Origin of the sequence: Oscillibacter valericigenes, from assembly GCF_021531915.1 — a bacterium.
GTDB lineage: Bacteria > Bacillota > Clostridia > Oscillospirales > Oscillospiraceae > Oscillibacter > Oscillibacter valericigenes_A.
The window spans coordinates 1-18,735 of sequence record NZ_JAFBIV010000004.1 but is presented as its reverse complement, the minus strand read 5'-3'; the positions used below and the strand labels follow the sequence as shown (position 1 = coordinate 18,735).

Sequence of the window (18,735 nt, the reverse complement as noted above, 5' to 3'; positions counted from 1 at the left end):
CTTTGGCCCCAGCCTACCACAGGCTGGGGCCAAATGTAATGCAAAGGGTATTTGCGCGGCTCAATAGCTCAGCTTTTCCACCGTCCAACCGGCGATCAGGTCCGCGTACCATTTGCAGACGGCCTTGCCGGTGTCCACATCGAGGTTCACATAATTTCCGCACTCGACGGCACTTTTACCGGGCATCTCACCCTCAAAGCCCGCAGCGGCGGTGAATACCTCTTTCAGCAGCTCAATGGCACCCTCCAGGGACAGCAGCCGGTTGTCGAAGAGGAAGTAGAAGCCTGTCTGGCAGCCCATGGGGCCGAAGTAGATGACGGCCTCCTTGTCCTCGGAGTTCCGCAGCAGCGTGGCGATCAGGTGCTCCACGGAGTGCATCTCGCTGTTGGTCAGCAGGTCCCCGGTATTGGGCTTCTTGAACCGCAGGTCAAAGGTCACGATGTCCCCGTCCCGGCGGGAATAATACAGGCCGGGGACCAGCTTGTTGTGGTCCACGGTAAAGCTGGCAATGCGTTCCATATCAAAGCTCCTCCTTCTGCAGCGCCAGGGCGAAGGGCAGGACGACCTTGCCCAGTTCCTCCAGCGCGTGTCCGAAATCAAAATATTCCTCCGCCTGATTGTCGGCAAACAGGTGGTCGGAGACGGATTTCAGTGCCGCGAACTTCACGCCGTTCCGCAGGCACACCTGAGCGATGGCGCCGCCCTCCATCTCCACCAGGGTGGGATGGAAGGTGTTGGCGATCCAGCGGGAGCGGTCGCCCTTGACGGCAAACCAGTCACCGGTGGCCACCCGTCCCGTGACAGCGGGGGTACCCAGGGATTTTAAAATATCCACGCATTTCTCCGGCTCCCAGGTGGGGAAGGCCACCTGGTTCACGGTGGAGACCAGGCCGATGGGGTCGCCCACGGCGGTGGTGTCCACATCGTGCTGAACGAATTCAGAGGCCACCACCAGACTGCCGGTGGGCAGGTCCGTGGCGCAGCCGGCCACGCCGGCGTTCAGGATCATGTCCACGCCGAAGCGCAGGCAGAGGATCTCGGCGGCCATGGCGGCGTTGACCTTGCTGACGCCGCCCACGCAGGCGGGGATGCCCGGCGCAATCTCAAAAAAGGGGACCCCGGAAATGGTCTCCATGGGAGTCAGGTCCCTGGCCCCGGGCAGCGCGTGCAGCTCCGCAGGCATGGCAAATTGTAATCCGATTTTCATAGATGATACCTCCATCTGTGGCGGGAAAATGTTCGCACCCAGTATAACACGGCGGGAGAGCCGGGGCAAGAGGCCTTGCGCATATCCCGTGTGATTCGAGGGAACCCTGTGGATGAGGTGATTATGATGGCGAAACAGGGCATGGCCCGGCCGGACTGGACCCAAACTCATCCCCGCAACGATCAGGAGCCTGTCCCGCTGATCCAGGGTAAGGCCAAACACGGTAAGGAAAAGGCGAAGCCCATTATCCCCGGCACCGGCGGCGCGGACATGAAGGTTTACCATGATCTGAAAGGTGATAACTCGGTCGGCAATACAAAGCCGTGACCGGCAGAACTGCAAAAAGGTCCTCTCTGAAATTCAGAGAGGACCTTTTCATGTGATTAGAAATCAACCCTTCACGATGGCAGCGGTGTCCATGGCGATCATGAGCTTCCCCACGGGGCAGGCCCCGCGGGGACCCCATAGGATTTCACTGCTCGGGCGAACTGAATTCGCCCTCCGCCAAGGTTTTGCACAAGTGCAAAACGCTTGTACAGCGCAAGCGCTGTCCCACACTGTGGGGCCCCGGAGGAGCAAGGCTGCGTTCGAATCAGGAAACTGCTCAGCCCTTGACGATGGCGGCGGTATCCATGGCGATCATGAGTTCCTCGTTGGTGGGGATCAGCAGGACCTTCACCTTGGAGTCGGCGGCGGAGATGACGGTCTCCTTGCCGCGGACGTTGTTGGCCTCGGCATCCATCTTGACGCCCATGAACTCCAGGCCGCTGGCGATGGCCAGACGCTGAGAAGCGGAGTTCTCGCCCACGCCGGCGGTGAAGATGATGGCGTCCACGCCGCCCATGGCGGCGGCATAAGCGCCGATGAGCTTCTTCACGCCGTAGTTAAACATATCCACGGCCAGACCGGCGCGCTCGTTGCCCTCCTTGTGGGCATTCTCCAAGTCGCGGAAGTCAGAGGAAACACCGGACACGCCCTGCACGCCGGACTTCTTGTTCAGCACGTTCAACATCTCGTCGATGTTCATGCCGTACTTGTTCATCACATACTGCAGGATACCGGCGTCCAGGTCACCGGCGCGGGTGCCCATGGGCAGACCGGCCAGGGGGGTGAAGCCCATGGAGGTATCCACGGACTTGCCACCATCGACGGCGGTGACGGAGGAGCCGTTGCCCAGGTGGCAGGAGATCAGCTTCAGCTCCTCAGGCTTCTTGCCCAGCATGGCGGCGGCGCGGCCGGCGACATACTTGTGAGAGGTGCCGTGGAAGCCGTAGCGGCGGACCTTGTCGTTCTCGTAGTACTCATAGGGCAGAGCATACATATAGGCCTTGGCGGGCATGGTCTGATGGAAGGCGGTATCGAACACGGCGACCTGGGGCACGTCCTTGCCCATGACGGCGGTGCAGGCGTTGATGCCGGTGATGTTGGCGGGGTTGTGCAGGGGGGCCAGGGGGATGCAGTCCTCCAGAGCCTTCATGACCTCGTCGGTGATCAGGACGGACTTGTTGAAGGCCTCGCCGCCGTGCACCACGCGGTGACCCACAGCGTCGATCTCCTTCATGGAGCCGATGACGCCGTTCTCGGCGTCCACCAGAGCGTCCAGCACGGCCTGGATGGCCTCGGAATGGGTGGGCATGGCCACGTCGATGGCGTCCAGCACCTTCTTGCCCTCCACCTGGGGCTTGTAGGTGAACTTGCCGTCGATGCCGATGCGCTCGCACAGGCCCTTGGCCAGCAGGGCGCCGGTCTCGGGATTCAGCAGCTGATACTTCAGGGAAGAGCTGCCAGCGTTGATGACCAGAATGTTCATGTTTACCGTCTCCTCTTCTTTTGTTGGGAAAGCCTTGCGGCTTTTCCGTAAATGATATAGAATGAAACTGGGTCCCGCCTTCGGGCGGAAAATCTCACCTTAATTATACCAGAGATTTTCCAGGTTACAACCGCCATTTTTACCGAAATGTCACTATTTTGTCATCACTTAGGGGTGAAATCTGTGCAAGCTGCGGGTATCATTATAGAATACAATCCCCTGCACCACGGGCACCTCTGGCTGCTGGAGGAGACCCGCCGCCTGCTGGGGCCGGACACTGCCCTTATCGGCGTCATGAGCGGAGATTTCGTCCAGCGGGGCGACTTCGCCATCCTGCGGCGGCAGGCACGGGCCAAAGCCGCCGTGGAAAGCGGCGTGGACCTGGTGCTGGAGCTGCCCCTGTCCTGGGCTGTCGGCTCGGCGGAGCGGTTTGCCGACGGCGGCGTCCAGGTGCTGCTGGGAACGGGCCTTGTGGGCCATATTGCCTTCGGCAGTGAGTGCGGTGACGTGGATGCCATCCAGCGGATGGCGAAGGCCCTTCTCAGCCCGGAACTGGACCAGATGGTCCGCCGGGAGCTGGCGAAGGGTGACAGCTATGCCGCTGCCCGGCAGAGGGCTCTGGCGGCCCTGCTGCCGTCGGAGGACGCGGCTTTGCTGGAATCTCCCAACAACATTCTGGGGGTGGAGTATTGCAAGGCCCTGCTGCGCCGGAAGAGTACCATCCGCCCCCTGACCGTCCGCCGGCGGGGGACAGGCTATCACGGCACGGAGTTGGAGGGCGGACTGGCCTCCGCCACGCTGATCCGAAGCCTGCTGCGGGACGGAGAGCGGGAGCAGGCCCTGGACCTGATGCTCCCCGACATGAAGGCTGCCTATTTGGAGGAAGAAGCGGCGGGACGGGCCCCGGTGTTCCGGGAGACCTGCCAGCGGGCCATTCTGGCCCGGCTGCGGAGCATGAGCGAATCGGACTTTGCTGCCCTGGACGAGGGCGGCGAGGGCCTTTGGAACCGCCTGTATGACGCCAGCCGGAAAGCGGTGTCTGTGGAGAATGTTCTGGAGACCGCCAAGACGAAGCGGTATGCCTATACCCGGCTGCAGCGGATGGTGCTATGGGCGTATCTGGGATTAACTCCCGCCGACTTCCCGGAGACGGTGCCCTATCTGCGGGTGCTGGCCTGCAATGAGACCGGACGGACCCTGCTGGCCCGGATGCGGGAGACGGCCTTGGTGCCTGTGCTGACCAAACCGGCGGATGTCCGTCGGTTGGGGCCTGAGGCTCAGGAACTGTTTGAACTGGAAGCCCGTGCCGCTGACCTGTACGCCCTGGCGTTTCCCGAATTGTCTGCCGCTGTGGGCGGCAGCCTGTGGAGAGAGGGGCCCGTGATCCGATAGACCTGAAAGGAGCTGCCCATGAGGACACTGATCGCGCTGCTGATGACGCTGCTGCTGACCGGCTGCGGCGCTTCCGCCATGACCATGGTCACCGGCAGTCAGCCGCCTGCCGCATCCGACCCGGAGCCGTCGGAGATGGTCCGATACACGGTGGAACTTGCTGCGTGGAGCGAGGAAGCCCGGGCGGAGGATGGCACCCTGTTGGCTTCCTATACCTTTCAGCTTCCGGTTCTCACGGTTGTCGGAGAGGATGGAACGCCCATCACAGATGCCCAGAGCAAAACAGAGGAGCAGGCTCTGGCTGCTGCGGCGGCCTTCAATGAGAAATTCGGCAAATGGGCCGCGGCGGAGGAGTTCCCGGAGTTTGTGACCAGTGCGGAGGAAGACCTTGCCCTGAGACGGGAGTGGGATACCCAGTGGATGCCTTATGAGCTGACTCTGGATTGTACCGTTTATCAGACGGAGCGGATCATCAGCGTGGCAGGACTCTATTACAGCTATACCGGCGGTGCCCACCCCAATATCTGGCAGCTGGGCTGGAACTTCGACCTGGAGGGAGGGACCTTCTTCGGACCGGAGATGCTGACTGACGGCACAGAACTGCAGGAAGCAGTCAGCGGGGAGATCATCCGCCAGGCACAGCTCCCGCTGGAGGACGGTACTGTCCCGGCGGAGGGGTATTGGGAGGACTATGAGGCCATCATCGCCAACTGGGTCAGCTATACGGTGAGCTTTGACGAAGAGGGCATGGTCGTCATCTTTTCCCCTTACGAGCTGGCGCCTTACGCGGCGGGACCGCAGATCTTCCGGCTCTCCTATGACTGGCTGGAGCCGCATCTCAGTGCCCGTGGACGGGCCTTGCTGGGACTGGAAAGTGAATGAATTTACATAACCGGACTGACGGGCTGTCAGTCCGGTTTTTATATTTGACATACCTAGAATTACTATGTATAATAGGCATAGAGTTTCTAGGTATTAGATTCCGTGGAGGGATGTTGATGAAAAAGAAGCAGAACATCGAGCACACCCAGCTGCTGGTGCTGTCCCTGCTGTCCAACGAGGACATGTACGGCTACCAGATGATCGTGGAACTGGCCCGCCGATCGGACCACACCTTTGAGATGAAGGAGGGGACCCTGTATCCGGTGCTCCACGGCCTGGAAAAGGATGGCTACGTGGAGGCTTACCAGCAGGAGGCTCCCACGGGCCGGATGCGGAAATACTATCATTTGACCCGGAAGGGCGGTGCCATGCTGAAAACGGAAACGGAGGCATGGGAGAGCTATGCCGGGGCTGTCAACGCCGTGCTGCGTTCCAGCACAGGCCTGACCATGGCGTGATATGACCAGGCGGGAATACACGGACCAAGTCCTCTCCGGCCTGCGGCGGCTGACGGGGCCGGAGCGGGAGGCGGTCCGGGCGGAGCTGGACGCCCACATGGAGGATCACATCTGCGATCTGCTGGACCTGGGGTACGACGAGGAACTGGCCGAGGAGCGCACCATGCAGCGCATGGGCGACCCGGAAGAGGTAAGCCGGGAACTGAATAAGCAGTATCCGATGCGATGGCTGATTTTGAAGTGGGCCGCCATGGCGTTGACGGCGGCGCTGGTGCTGATGCTGCTGACCCGGGTGGAGTGGGGCGTGGTGAAGGAGAATTTGATGACCCGTTTCTGGCCCTCTCAGTGGTATACATACGAGGAGACCTACGAATTCCTGAATGGCGACGATACCGACATCCGGGTGGAGATCGGCGCGACCACAGTGCGGGTCTGCGCGGCCCGGGTGACGGAGATCCAGCCGGGGACCAACTGGGCGGAACTGTTTCCAGGGGACCGATATCTGGCGGTGGTGGTCGTACGGCCATACAGAACGTCCCTGCTGGAATTGGGCAGGGCACCCGGGGGCGGTATCTTGCCGTTTCTGGCCAACAGGACAACTGGACCGCTACGGGGAATCAAACCTGGTATTATTTGCTGCCCGTGAGGCCGGAGGAGACTTCGGTGACGGCGTCCTATCAGGAGCATGGTTATAATGTGTCGTTTTCCATACCGCTGGATTGGGGGACCTTGCCATGAAAAAACCAGTGACAACCCGGCGGCAGAAAGCCATCCGCTGGTGCGCCACCGCAATGGTGCTGCTGGCGGCGGTCTTGGTACTGCTGCCCCGAAACCTGACATTGGAGATGGTCCACGAAAGAGCCATGGAGGACCTGCTGGCGGCGCCCACTGAGACGTTATATCAGAATGTAACGCCCTTTGGAGACTGGTTGGTGCTGGCCCAAAGCCGGGACGCCGTCTGCCTGGGCGTCTATCAAAAAGCAGGTTGGATGAATTGGCGGTGCAAGCGTGTGCTGGCCGTGGACCGGGAGGAGGGCCGGCCCTTCGCTGCCGGGCATTATTACGAGCGGGAATATGTTTCCGGTTTTGGAAGAGAAAACGGCGAACCCACAAGCCGATATGACTACTTTTATGGTTGCGTCTGGGACCCGGCAGTGGAGAAACTTGAGATCGACCTGCAGATGATGGATAGGGAAGAGCAATGGTACGGGCAGACGATTTGCCTGAACGTGGCGAACCTGGAGACCGACAGCAGGGGAGAGCGGTGGTTTTTTGTTCCACAGGGGCAATTGCCGCCGGAGATCGTGAGCTGGTGCAGCTCCGTCACCGCTTATGACAGCCAGGGAAAGGTCCTGGTCAAGCGGTGGATGGAGAATCAGATTTGGGAAGAACCGTGATATAGAGACAGCATATTTCGACAGCTTTCCATAAAATTCCCCGCTCTTCTCCATGATTTCCGGACATGCTAAATCCGGAGGTGAATGGAGATGAAGCATCAGACGCCGGGCTATCTCTGCCTGTCGGACCTGCTGGACCAGGATCTGTCCGCCTATGAGTATTTTCAGACTTTGCCGCCGGATGTGCGGGAAGCGCTGAAACGGGAGGACGGTGTCACAAATTTCGATGAGCTGCAGGCCCACGCAAGACATCTGGCCCAGGATGGTTTGTCGGGAGACCTGTCCGTGTTTTAGGAGAACGTATCCGGGAGGGAAAGACGCCGGGAAGGCGCCTTTCCCTCCTTGACCTTCCTTCCGGAATGGAGTACAATGTAATATTATTTTACGACATCCTGGAGGAGTGGTGCTATGCCCAGTATTTCTGTGATCGTCCCCGTGTATCAGGCGGAGACCTATTTGAAAAAGTGCGTGGAGAGCGTGGTGAAGCAGACCTTCTCTGATTGGGAACTGCTGCTGGTGGATGACGGCTGCACCGACGATTCTCCCGCCATCTGTGATGCCTGCGCGGCGGAGGATGACCGCATCCGGGTGTTCCATAAGCGGAAGAACGGCGGCGTCAGCGCCGCCCGGAACCTGGGATTGAACGAGGCCAAGGGAGATTACATTGCCTTCCTGGATGTGGATGACCGCTTTGAGTTCCGGGCGCTGGAGACCCTGTGGTGCCTGCGGGAGCAGACCGGCGCCGATACCGTGGGCTGTGCCCATCTGAACCTGTATGCCGACGGCAAAAAGTACGTGGAGCCCCTGCTGCCCGCCGGGGTCTACGATGCTGAGGGCATCCGGGAGAAGATCGTGGCGCCCCTGCTGGGTGACCGCCTGACGGCCCCGGTGTTCAACGGCTTCATCTGGCGCTATCTCTTTTCCGCCGACATCATCCGCTCCGCCCGCCTGACCTTTGAGGGAGCCTATCTGGAGGACGAGCTGTTCCTGATGGAGTATTTCTGCAATGCCCAAAAGCTGGCGGTGACGGAACAGCCCCTGTACCGCTATTTCCTGAATCCCTCCTCCGCCACCCACCGGTACATGAAGGATTATCAGAAGGTCTTTGACCGTTTTATGGAGCGGAAGGAGGCCCTGGTGAAGAAGTACAAGCTGGAGGAGCTCCGGCCCCAGTGGCGGGAGAATACCAACTGGGCGGGGCTGCTGATCGCCATCGGCAATGAGTACGCTGTGGGCAACGACATCTCTGCCCGTAAGCGCCAGAAGAACGTGCAGGCTCTGTGCCAGCGCCCGGACATGGCCAAGGCCATTGCGGAGATCACCCCCGTGGGGCTGACGCCCAACAAGCAGATGGTGGCCAACCTGGTGAAGGGCGGACACTTCTTCATCCTGACCCAGATGTACCGCCTGAAAAACCGGATTTGAAGCGAGGACCCGATCTATGACGCTTTTGCGCGAAAGCTATCTCTATCATCTCTGGACGGTGCTGTTGTCGGTCTACGACGGCAGCGTGGTTCACCGCATCCTGGCCGCTGTGGGCGGCTGGTGTAACCGGCAGATCGACGAGAGCCGGGTGCTGCGGGTGCTGTGCCGGGAGGGCGCAGTGGCCCGGGCCTGGCCGGACAGCTGCCTGTGCCGCCTGTTGACCTGGATCATCAATCTGCCGGGAGAACTGCTGCACCGGCTGTATACCGCTCTGCGGCGGACCTTTGAGGACAGCTTTTTCGCCCGCTTGGCCTTTGCCATGGGCGAGGAGACGGCCATTGCCCAGTCGTGGCTGATCATGCTGCTGTGGGTGATCCCCTTTTCCCGGTGGAACAACGCATACAGTCTCATGGGCTTCGTGCTCCTGCTGGTGCTGTTTCACGCCGGGGCTATGCACCGGAAGGAGATGCGGCTGGACCTGGCCAGCATTGGATTCTATCCCCTGATTTTCTTCGGCGCCGTGTTTCTGGGTGTCCTGCTGTCCTATGCGCCGTACCTGTCTTTGCGGTTCCTGTTCTATCATATCTCCGCGGCGCTGTGCGTGCTGGTGACAGTCAGCGCCGTCCGGACGGAGGAGGACTTGAAACGACTGACCGCCGGCGGCGCCGTCTGCGTGGCGGTGTCCGGCCTTTACGGCATCGTCCAGCGTATTCAGGGCGTGGAGGTCAACAAGTCCTACGTGGATCTGAAGGTGAACGCCGGCATGCCCGGTCGGGTGGAGTCCTTCTTCGACAACCCCAACACCTTCGCCGAGGTGCTGATCCTGCTGCTGCCTCTGGTACTGGCGCTGATTCTGTGCTCCAAGCATTTGGTGAGTAAGGCTGTCGCCGCAGGTATCTTCGTGGTGGGGGTGGCGGCTTTGGGCATGACCTATTCCCGGGCCAGCTGGGTAGGCATCGCCTGCGCCATGGTGGCCATGGTATTTTTGTGGAAGCCAAAGCTGATCCCGGCTTTTGCGCTGCTGTGTTGTCTGGCGGTGCCTTTCCTGCCCACTACCATTTGGAATCGGATTTTGACCATTGGCAACCCGGCAGACTCTTCCACAGCCAGCCGCGTTCCTCTGTACCAGGCGGCGCTGGAGGTCATCCTGCATCGACCCATCTCCGGTGCGGGCCTTGGCACTGCGGCAACGCAGACCTACATCCGGGACTATAACCTCTATCATGCAGAGGCACCCTTTGTCCACTCTCACAACTTCTATCTGGAGGTCTGGATCCAGGCGGGACTGCTGGGTGTGGTGGGCTTTGTGAGTTCTATGCTGTGGAACATCAAGCGGTCTGCCCATGCGGTCCGCCACTGTGGAAGTTCTGCGGCCCGGACTATCACCTGCGGCGCGGCGTCTGCCCTTTGCGGCGCCATGGTCTGCGGACTTGCAGATTACCTGTGGAACTATCCCCGGGTCATGTGCATTTTCTGGTTTGTGTTTGCCATGGCTCTGGCCGGTACAAAGGTGTGCCTGACGGAGAAAAAACTTGACTTTGCCGAATGAATCTGTAAAATAAATGGGCAGGGGAGGAACTTCCCCTGCCTTATAACCGGGATTAGCACAGTTGGTAGCGTGGGTGGTTTGGGAGCGTTCCTCCGTCTATCCATGATGGAAACAGCCAAAGCCCGGAACCCCTTGCAACACGGGCATTTGCGGGATTTTTCCGGGCAGCAAAACCGGGCCAAAAACCGCTTTGACCACATAAATGACCACAGACAGGAAAAGACTTTGAATCGCACGATTTTCGTGCTATAATCATGACAGTCAAATAACCGGGTGTAGCGCAGTTGGTAGCGCACGTGATTTGGGTTCACGGGGCCGAGCGTTCGAATCGCTCCACTCGGACCAAAAACCGCCAGTTTTTTAAAGAAAACTGGCGGTTTTCATATTTTCAAACTCCAGAAATGTTTAGACTCCTGTTATTTCAATAGTAATCGGACAGCCCAAAGCATCCTTTGACTTGATTTGCAATGTTTTGCAAATCAGCGAAAAAGAACTATCCTCAGTAGTAAATCTATTTGAACAATCTCCATAGATAGTATAAAGACCTTCGATTATAATTTCCGCTGTATCTTTACTAACGTTTACAAATACATCTCGCACCCCAGGACGGAGATCTTTTCCGTTAGCGCAGACGATTATGGTTGCTTGGTGCTTGTTGCAATTTTCCTGTTGTAATGCGATGTATTTTTCCACAGCAGCAACAGAAATTTCTGCTGGATTTTTGACTATTTCATTGCTCATACAGTTTCTCCTTTTCTTTGTTTCATGCGGCTCAGGATTTGAGGTGTCCTAAACATCGCCAATTACCGAGTTTAAGTTGGACAACTAAACAGCGCCATTTACTCGCGAGATTCTATCTGAGATTATATAGCCCCCACATATGAATGTAGGGGCTATATAAACACTCAAGGTATTCCATTTTATAACAGAAAGCTTTCAATAATAGAAAGCTTCCGTTAGAACAGGAATCGCCCGTTTACGGGCTGTGGGGCAAGTGATGCAAGCGAAATAAATTTCAGTGCGTCTTGAGACGCTTGCCGGCAATAGGCACTTATAGGGCCAACTCAAGCCACCGGCTTAGCCGGTGGTTATGACTTGAAGGCATCTTTTACAATCGTTCAAAGACTCTTAAAATTTCATTCTTGATTTTCATGCATGGATTACCGTCCTACTGTGATGAAATATCTGGAGCCAGGCGTTGTCTCTACTCTCTGAAATCTTGCCAGATTAGGTAGACAAAATAATTATTTTGGGGAGTCTTGTAATTCCAATTTACTTATACCGACTATTTTTCGTGGACACGCTTAATAACTATCAAAACTATTGAAATATAAAGAAATGAGACCTTTTTTAATCGTAGCCTTATAAGCGTGTCCTTACTTGTTAACAATTCCAACCCCCTCTGAAATCAGTTGATTTCAGAGGGGGTTTCTTTGTTGCTTTGGCAAAGTGAACCCCCCGGCTATGCCGGGGGGCTGAAAGAGCTTATAGCGATGAAAAAAGTAAACAAGAAAAAGTCCCCGAGTTGAAATGAGAAAAGGTTTGCCGACCAAACTCACATCAACCGGAGACTAATTCATGACAAATTGTAAAGCTACCGATTTGAAAAGCCTCACAATCGGTAGGTTTGGCCCGTTTACGGGCGGTGGGGTAAGTGATGCGAGCGAAAGATTTTTCGATGCGTCTTGAGACGCGTGCCGGTATTAAGCCCTTATAGGGCTTACTCAAGCCTCCGGCTTAGCCGGAGGTTTTGACTTATTGCGGCGCAGGATTGAAGTAAAAGCAATCAGGGCAAGATATATTCTAAATGCAGAAAAATGAATGTATCCTTGCAAAGGATGGAAAACCAAGATAACTCTGCTGAAGCGCTGTGAAGCAGAAGAGTGGTTTATTGCTGTTTTCCAGAAGGTGGAATATCTCTTTCTGGAAAACCACTCCATTGCATATGCAATCCTGATGATTCGACTGGTTTGGTATGTACTTCACTATCCTGAAGTGACTGATTTTCTGATGATAGATGCGGCAATGCAACTGCTGCAGGAATGATTGTAGGTTACGATAATAGGCAGATATCCGCAGTGCAGTTGATATGACTTGAAAAGAGATGTAAAATCATGTCGAGAAAAGGCGTCACCTTTGGACGACTAATAAACCGCAATACTCGTGAGGAGCGGGAAAAATCGGGCTGAGTACCTCACAGATAATGGATGGAAATTATTATGTTTGCTTTCGTTATTCTCGGAATCATAATCTTGATTGTGATCGTTGTTTGTGTTGGAACGCGCAACACTAACTCCGCTGGCCATAATACACCGGCTCCGAAGACGATTCGCTGTCCAAACTGTGGAAGCCAAGCGATGGTGAAGGGTGACCAGTGGGAGTGTGATTGGTGCGGCGACTATGGGCCGTTGCGCTAAGGTAATGATGGAGTCGACGAACTCGATAAACTGGAAAAATAATGCCATATGGAATACAACAAGCTGATTGCAGAGATGCCGAGCATACTCCTACCGCGCAACATTATATTAACCATACAGAGTGCGTCAGCGGGGGGCTATTGTTTGTACGCAACTCAAGACTGACCGAGTGACCGACGCTGCCGAATTACGCACATATTTGGGCACTGTAAATTATGTAAAATACGAGGGCTTCCGGCCTATGAATATTGCCTGGAAGCTGGATAGATCAATACCTGCAAAATCCCTCAAGAAAACAAACAAGCTCATGATTAGCTGATGAACTGTCCGTATTATGGGCAAGGAGGATACGGAGTGTTCAGAACATCAGATGTGACATTATTCGACAGCATACGCAAAAAGCTTGCGTTGGTCAAACGGGAAGCCGGTCTGTCTTTGCTAGCTTGTAGAGTTCTTCGGCCGCAAGGCGGGTCTTCGCCACCACATCCTGCTGTCCGGTGGGGAAACAGTAGTAGAGTACCTTGCTGTTGCCGATGCAGATCATGTCGCCAAGCTCGTACCAGAAATAATCGGAGTAGAGACTGTACGAGGAACTGGGCTTCTGCCTGTAATCCAGTTTTCCTTCACAGCCGCTGAGATGAAAACCTTCCCGGGTATGGATCAGCCGCCCTTCGCCCACCCGGTAGATGGATTTGCTATCCACAAGCATGCAGATGCGCACAGGAATGTCCAACCGGTAGCTGCCGTCCAGCAGCTCCTGCCGCACACAGTTTCGCTCCCAGCGGTACCACGCCGGAATGTGGGAAAACTCCGTTTCACCCTCCTGCGCCTGCAGGAAACCCGTCTCGGTCAGCAGATACGTCTTTCCGCAGCTGCCGCAGCGGAGGGTGGTTCCTTTGCCGGTCATGGTGCCTTCTTTGTAGCAGTGGGGGCATTTGTAGAGAACGCGGTTCAAGCCGTCGGCTCGGAACGGCTCGGTGATGCGGATCTGCTGTTCTTGCTGGTCACGGAAGTTGTCAAAGGAGAAGCGTTCTGCCAGCAGTGCGTTGATCTCCGCAGTGCTGGCCCCGGCGATCTCCTGCGGGGAGAGAAGATATTCCATGTCAGCAGAAACATTTACCATGCGCAGCTGCAGTCCATTATACAGCGGATCCCGGGCAAAAGCACCATAGGTGCGGATCATCACCAGCGGCACGCCCAGCATCTTTACGCATTTGCCGATGCTCTCCGGCAGGGGCGTCGCCGTACCGTCAAAGGAGTAGCTGGCCTCGGGATACATCAGTACGGAGCTGCGCAGCTCTTTGACGGCGTAGAGCATATCCCGCACCAGACCGAGGTCGGACACAAACTTCTGGGTCGGGATACAGCCCAGATGCCGCATCAGCCATTCCTTACCCACAAAGCCGTCGGAGGTGCAGACAATGTTGAACGGTCGGGGGTAGAGGATCGTGGAGGCAATTTTCAGGTCGATGAAGCTGGAGTGATTCATCAGGATCAGACAGGGCTCATCGGCCCCCAGCCGCTCCATGCCGATGCTGCGGCAGTGAAAATTGGTGGCCTTCAGATCAGCGGCGGAGAGGAGCTTCAGCAGCGTGCGGAAGAAGAGAGAAGGTTTGAGAGGTTTCTTGTGCGCTTCCCGTGGCAGAGCCATGACCTCCTCGTAGGATTTGTCGGTGACCTTGATCTTCATGCTCTGTCCTCCTGCAGCATTTTTATATGTTGTATTTTACCATAAGAGAAGAGATAAACAAGATGTTTGGCGGTGGCTGTAAAAAAACGAGACGGTTTTCCGTTGAAAACCGTCTCGTTTCATAGTGTGGTCAGATCACTTGTCCAGCTCCATGACCTGCGCGGGCTTGGCGGTCTTGCTGAGGAGCTGTGCGTCTTCGTCGGAGAGGACAATGCCCGGCGACTTGCAGGTGTTCTCTATCGTCTCCGCATGGTGGAAGCCGGTCAGCAAATTCGTGTTGGGATACTGCTTCAGGATAAACAGGCAAGGAGCTTTGGTTATTCAATAGTCGAGTGGTTGGCGTCGTCATAGCGGGTCACAGCTGCTGCCAGAGCCTGCGAGCAGCTTACGACTTTATTGGTACGAATGGAGCAACACCGTTCGTTATACTCGAAACCAACGATTTCATGCTCTCGGAAGAAGTAGTCCATAAACCGGCGATGGAGCTGGACGCAGTGTGCAGGAGGCAGGCCGACCAGAAGGGTGATGTCAATCGGACCCGGAGTCTCCTCCACATTCTGATATTCCGGCTCATAGGCGATGGCGAACAGGGTCAGGATGTAAAACGCCCATCTTTGGCTTTGTCACGCATGTAAGAGATGCGCCTCTCTGTCCGTGTATAGTACTTGCCACCCCAGAAAATATAGTTACTTTTGATGTCGAACTCTGCTCGACGTGATACCAGAGGTGAATAGAAATACAGGCGCTTTGATGCTGCAGTTGCCGTGGTCAACGGAAATAATCATGAAAGCCCCCCTTAAATATTGAACCAACAAGAAGGCACGGAGAGCATATCATGCCAAACAGCGCGGTAGCCGATACGGCATCTCGCCGGTGACACGCACTGTGCCGAATGGGAAAGCCCATGACAGAAATTGAATGAAACGAGAGACGGAACACAGTTCGGTTTGATAAAATTCGACAGGCTATCGCAAATTTCGACAAATTTTGATATAGAAATCTTGGAAATCAACCTTTAGCGGAGTATAATAAATATACTAACACTGTTATGAAGAAGCATGATTTTTGGGGTTGAGCCGGATACCCGTTCACAATCTATGCTGCTTACGTAAGGAAGCACACATATGAGAGACAGACACAATCTATGGCGGCGAATCATCCTGGCAGGTGTTCTGCTTTGCTTGATTCTTGCAGGATTTTTCGTTTATCTGCATGCGACCCGCAATATGACGGTGGAGCGAAATGCCAATTATGTCGCAGATGCGGCCTCTCAGACGGCCAAACGCATCGATGATCTGCTGGTAGGTGCCGAGAACAGCATCAGCGCTATCGCCCATATGTATGAACAGAGCATGGACCCAGCGCAGGCGGATGTGGAAATGCTGGATAAACTGACGGAGTCCACGGTCTTTGACTATATCGGCTATGTAAATGCCGATGGTATTTATACGGATAACAGGGGCCTGCAGGCTGATGCGTCCGACCGATATTACGTTCGGGATGGACTGCAGGGCAACAGCGGTATGGACATGATCTTCAACGGCCGGGTCAGCGGTGAGGATCTGGTGATTTTCTATGCCCCAATGCGGCAGGACGGAGAAGTGGTCGGCGTCCTCACCGGACGATACCGGCAGAAGCAGATGCGGAATATCATCACATCCTCTTACTTTGGAGAGCCTGCAAACACCTACCTTTGCCTGTCAGACGGAACCGTGATTGCCTGTTCTAAAGAAGAAATGCCGAAAAATATCCTGGATGAGCTCGATCAGAAGGATGGCGCAGACCAGGAAGCCGTGGGTCTTTTGACCAATGCTCTGTCGACCGGCACTTCCGGCAGCTTTACCTACACCAATTCCTATGGCTCCAGCGCGGCCTATGTGACCAAGCTCCCTCACAGCGACTGGATGCTGCTCCAGGTTTTCCCCATGCAAGTCACCAACGAGATGCTGAGTGAGTCCAGCTCTGCTGCAACCTATCTGCTGCTGTGGCTGGTGCTCCTGTCGGCCCTTTATGTCCTTCTGCTGCTTTTGGAAAGCCGCAGAGAGAAGATGAAGCTGACCTCGGAAAAGCAGCAGATGCGGGAGATCGTGAGCAGCACCTCACGGCTGTTCAGCAGATTCATCCTGGCCAATCTGGAACACGATACCTATACGATCCTGACAAACGATGACCTGACTGATGAGGGTCAGCTGCCGGCTAAGGGTACGTTCAGCGAACTGCGCGATTACTGGCTCGCCCGGATCCTGGATGAAGATGGGGACGGAACCCTCAAAGAGCAGTACAGCGTCCGGTATATTCAGGAGCGTCTGGCGGAGGATGTTCCCTATTTCCAATATGAGAACCGCATCAAAGGAGACGGCATCCAATGGTGGCAGATCTCCGTCCTGTGTCTGAAGCGGGAGGGCGGAGTGGCGACTTCTGTCCTGCTGGCAGCCCAGGATGTGACCGGGCTGAAAGAAGCCGAACTGCGCAGCCGTGAGGCTCTGGAGGACGCCTATCAGTCAGCCAAGGCGGCCAACGAGGCCAAGCGTACCTTCCTGTTCGACATGAGCCATGATATGCGAACGCCCATGAATGCTATCATTGGCCTGTCCGGTTTGCTGGACCGGGATGCTGATGACCCGGAGCGAGTACGCTCCTACAGCCGGAAGATCAATGCTTCCGGGCAGCACCTGCTGACGCTGATCAACGAAGTACTGGACATGTCCAAGATCGACAGCGGAAAGACTTCCCTCAACCTGTCTCCGTTTTCCCTTTCGGAGCTGCTTGAGGATCTGACTGCCGTATATCAGCCGCAAGCCCTTGAGAAAGCGCAGACGCTGGAAATCAATGCCTTTGGCGTGCCGCTGGATCGTCTGATCGGCGACAAGCTGCGCCTCAGCGTGATGCTGGGCAATCTGCTGTCCAACGCAATCAAATACACGCCCGAGGGCGGACATGTGGCGTTGATTGTCCATGGGCTTGCCCAGACGACACCGGGCTATGTCCATCTGCTTTTCGAGATCACGGACAACGGCATCGGCATGAGCCAGGAATTCGTTCAGCACATCTTCGATCCCTTTACCCGCGAAAACAACAGTACCGTAAGCGGTATTCAGGGAGCCGGCCTGGGTATGACCATCACGAAGAGTCTGACAGACCTGATGGGCGGCACCATCTCCGTGGAAAGTGTCCGGGGCCAGGGGAGCACATTTAAGGTGGAGCTGGAGCTGCGCCCAACGGAGGGAGATAATGTTTCGGACTTCTGGAAGGAACAGGGCATCTCAAAAGCGCTTATCCTGGGACCGGAGGAAAAAATCTGTCAATCGATCCAAAGCCTGATGGCAAATACGGGCGTGGAATTGCAATATGCCGCAGATGACCATACAGCTATGGACTTGGTTGGCAGTGAGGCATTTGACCTGATCCTGCTGGACCGGACGCTGCCTGGTATGGATGTGCTGGAAGCCATCCGTAGCATCCGTGCCAGGTCCGGAAATCTTCCAATGCTACTCCTCATCGACAACAACTGGATTACAGTGGAGGAAGATGCCCGGCGAGCCGGCGCCAGCGGCTTTCTTCCGGCGCCTTTTGCCATGTCTACCTTAAAGAAGGCAGTTTCGGAATGCGGCAGCCAGCTCGAAGAGCAAGCAGTTGATAATAATGAGCCTACTCTGGAAGGCCTTCGGATGTTGGTGGCAGAAGACAATGACATCAACGCCGAAATTCTTATGGAACTCTTGGATGTGGAGGGTGTAACATGCGAGAGGGCGGTCAATGGCCTTGAGGCGGTGTCAATGTTTCAGAGCAAGCCTGTTGGCTATTACGACGGAGTGCTGATGGACATCCAGATGCCGGAGATGAACGGCTATGAGGCTACTCGGGCAATTCGGGCACTGAATCGCTCCGATGCGGTGGATATCCCGATTGTGGCCATGACGGCAAACGCATTTGCGGAGGATGTTCAGAAGTCTTTGGAGGCAGGCTTGAATGCGCATATTGCAAAACCTGTGGACTTGAAAATATTAAAGAGCGTTTTATCCAAGCTGACGGGTCAACGCAATACCACCTAAAAAGAGGAAGGCTTTTCATCGTGTTTGATGAAAAGCCTTCCTTTTGCTTTGGCAAAGTGAACCCCCGGCTATGCCGGGGGGCTGAAAGAGCTTATAGCGATGAAAAAGTAAACAAGAAAAAGTCCCCGAGTTGAAATGAGAAAAGGTTTGCCGACCAAACTCACATCAACCGGAGACTAATTCATGACAAATTGTAAAGCTACCGATTTGAAAAGCCTCACAATCGGTAGGTTTGGCCCGTTTACGGGCGGTGGGGCAAGTGATGCGAGCGAAAGATTTTTCGATGCGTCTTGAGACGCGTGCCGGTATTAAGCCCTTATAGGGCTTACTCAAGCCTCCGGCTTAGCCGGAGGTTTTGACTTCGGTTCAAACCTCCAGATTCCTGCCGTTTTCCTTGCTGAACACATGGACCACGTTGCCGCCGAAGGTAAAGGCGATGTCCTGGCCCATGGAGAA

Annotated in this window: 17 protein-coding genes, 1 tRNA gene and 1 pseudogene; 13 read left to right on the top strand and 6 right to left on the bottom strand. The window is 55.7% G+C overall.

Translation table 11 applies throughout. The features are described from left to right. Positions 1-60: 60 nt before the first annotated feature. Positions 61-519, bottom strand: coding sequence for an S-ribosylhomocysteine lyase (locus tag JQM66_RS04450; protein ID WP_235228640.1), 459 nt, complete (start codon positions 517-519; stop codon positions 61-63). A gap of 1 nt (position 520) precedes the next feature. After that, a complete protein-coding gene (locus JQM66_RS04445) occupies positions 521-1,207 on the bottom strand; it encodes a 5'-methylthioadenosine/S-adenosylhomocysteine nucleosidase (protein ID WP_235228639.1) in 687 nt (228 codons plus the stop codon). Between the two features lie 123 nt (positions 1,208-1,330). Here JQM66_RS04445 and JQM66_RS04440 point away from each other — a divergent pair, with 123 nt between their 5' ends. Then, complete coding sequence (locus JQM66_RS04440; RefSeq protein WP_235228637.1) at positions 1,331-1,534, top strand: hypothetical protein; 204 nt, start codon at positions 1,331-1,333, stop codon at positions 1,532-1,534. A gap of 277 nt (positions 1,535-1,811) precedes the next feature. Here the strand turns inward: JQM66_RS04440 and JQM66_RS04435 are convergent, their stop codons facing one another. Next, complete coding sequence (locus tag JQM66_RS04435; RefSeq protein WP_235228635.1) at positions 1,812-3,017, bottom strand: acetate/propionate family kinase; 1,206 nt, start codon at positions 3,015-3,017, stop codon at positions 1,812-1,814. Positions 3,018-3,200: 183 nt separating this feature from the next. Between JQM66_RS04435 and JQM66_RS04430 the strand changes: the two genes are divergently transcribed. The 9 genes from JQM66_RS04430 (at position 3,201) to JQM66_RS04390 (ending at position 10,465) form a co-directional block, all read left to right on the top strand. After that, a complete protein-coding gene (locus tag JQM66_RS04430; RefSeq protein ID WP_235228633.1) occupies positions 3,201-4,409 on the top strand; it encodes a tRNA(Met) cytidine acetate ligase in 1,209 nt (402 codons plus the stop codon). Positions 4,410-4,427: 18 nt separating this feature from the next. Continuing rightward, positions 4,428-5,291, top strand: a complete 864-nt coding sequence (locus JQM66_RS04425; RefSeq protein WP_235228631.1) for a DUF3298 and DUF4163 domain-containing protein — start codon at positions 4,428-4,430, stop codon at positions 5,289-5,291. Between the two features lie 116 nt (positions 5,292-5,407). Then, positions 5,408-5,749 (top strand): PadR family transcriptional regulator, encoded by a 342-nt coding sequence (locus JQM66_RS04420; RefSeq protein ID WP_235228629.1) that lies wholly within the window; start codon positions 5,408-5,410, stop codon positions 5,747-5,749. Position 5,750: 1 nt separating this feature from the next. After that, positions 5,751-6,395, top strand: coding sequence for a permease prefix domain 1-containing protein (locus JQM66_RS04415; protein ID WP_235228628.1), 645 nt, complete (start codon positions 5,751-5,753; stop codon positions 6,393-6,395). Positions 6,396-6,483: 88 nt separating this feature from the next. Beyond that, the gene (locus tag JQM66_RS04410; protein ID WP_235228626.1) at positions 6,484-7,146 is read left to right on the top strand and encodes a hypothetical protein; all 663 of its coding nucleotides are present in this window, start codon (positions 6,484-6,486) and stop codon (positions 7,144-7,146) included. Positions 7,147-7,236: 90 nt separating this feature from the next. Beyond that, the gene (locus JQM66_RS04405; RefSeq protein WP_235228624.1) at positions 7,237-7,440 is read left to right on the top strand and encodes a hypothetical protein; all 204 of its coding nucleotides are present in this window, start codon (positions 7,237-7,239) and stop codon (positions 7,438-7,440) included. Positions 7,441-7,554: 114 nt separating this feature from the next. Then, positions 7,555-8,571 carry a glycosyltransferase family 2 protein gene (locus JQM66_RS04400; protein ID WP_235228622.1) on the top strand — a complete coding sequence of 339 codons (1,017 nt, stop codon included), beginning with the start codon at positions 7,555-7,557 and terminating at the stop codon, positions 8,569-8,571. Between the two features lie 16 nt (positions 8,572-8,587). Beyond that, positions 8,588-10,120 (top strand): O-antigen ligase family protein, encoded by a 1,533-nt coding sequence (locus JQM66_RS04395; RefSeq protein WP_235228621.1) that lies wholly within the window; start codon positions 8,588-8,590, stop codon positions 10,118-10,120. A 269-nt stretch (positions 10,121-10,389) separates the two neighbouring features. Continuing rightward, positions 10,390-10,465: transfer RNA gene (locus JQM66_RS04390), tRNA-Pro, on the top strand. Positions 10,466-10,525: 60 nt separating this feature from the next. On the opposite strand, the gene JQM66_RS04385 is transcribed toward JQM66_RS04390, so the two are convergent. Then, positions 10,526-10,861 carry a hypothetical protein gene (locus tag JQM66_RS04385; protein WP_235228619.1) on the bottom strand — a complete coding sequence of 112 codons (336 nt, stop codon included), beginning with the start codon at positions 10,859-10,861 and terminating at the stop codon, positions 10,526-10,528. Between the two features lie 1,080 nt (positions 10,862-11,941). Here JQM66_RS04385 and JQM66_RS04380 point away from each other — a divergent pair. Further along, the gene (locus JQM66_RS04380) at positions 11,942-12,166 is read left to right on the top strand and encodes a hypothetical protein (RefSeq protein WP_235228618.1); all 225 of its coding nucleotides are present in this window, start codon (positions 11,942-11,944) and stop codon (positions 12,164-12,166) included. Positions 12,167-12,614: 448 nt separating this feature from the next. Further along, positions 12,615-12,856: pseudogene (locus JQM66_RS12570) on the top strand (hypothetical protein); the annotation flags it as partial. A 93-nt stretch (positions 12,857-12,949) separates the two neighbouring features. Here JQM66_RS12570 and JQM66_RS04375 read toward each other — a convergent pair. Together JQM66_RS04375 and JQM66_RS12565 are read right to left on the bottom strand one after the other, a co-directional pair. Continuing rightward, a complete protein-coding gene (locus JQM66_RS04375; protein WP_235228617.1) occupies positions 12,950-14,227 on the bottom strand; it encodes a lysophospholipid acyltransferase family protein in 1,278 nt (425 codons plus the stop codon). Between the two features lie 135 nt (positions 14,228-14,362). Next, on the bottom strand, positions 14,363-14,497 hold the full coding sequence (locus JQM66_RS12565) for a hypothetical protein (RefSeq protein ID WP_268824323.1): 135 nt from the start codon (positions 14,495-14,497) through the stop codon (positions 14,363-14,365). 854 nt (positions 14,498-15,351) lie between these two features. Between JQM66_RS12565 and JQM66_RS04370 the strand changes: the two genes are divergently transcribed. Beyond that, positions 15,352-18,279, top strand: a complete 2,928-nt coding sequence (locus tag JQM66_RS04370) for a hybrid sensor histidine kinase/response regulator (RefSeq protein ID WP_235228615.1) — start codon at positions 15,352-15,354, stop codon at positions 18,277-18,279. Positions 18,280-18,735: the final 456 nt, after the last annotated feature.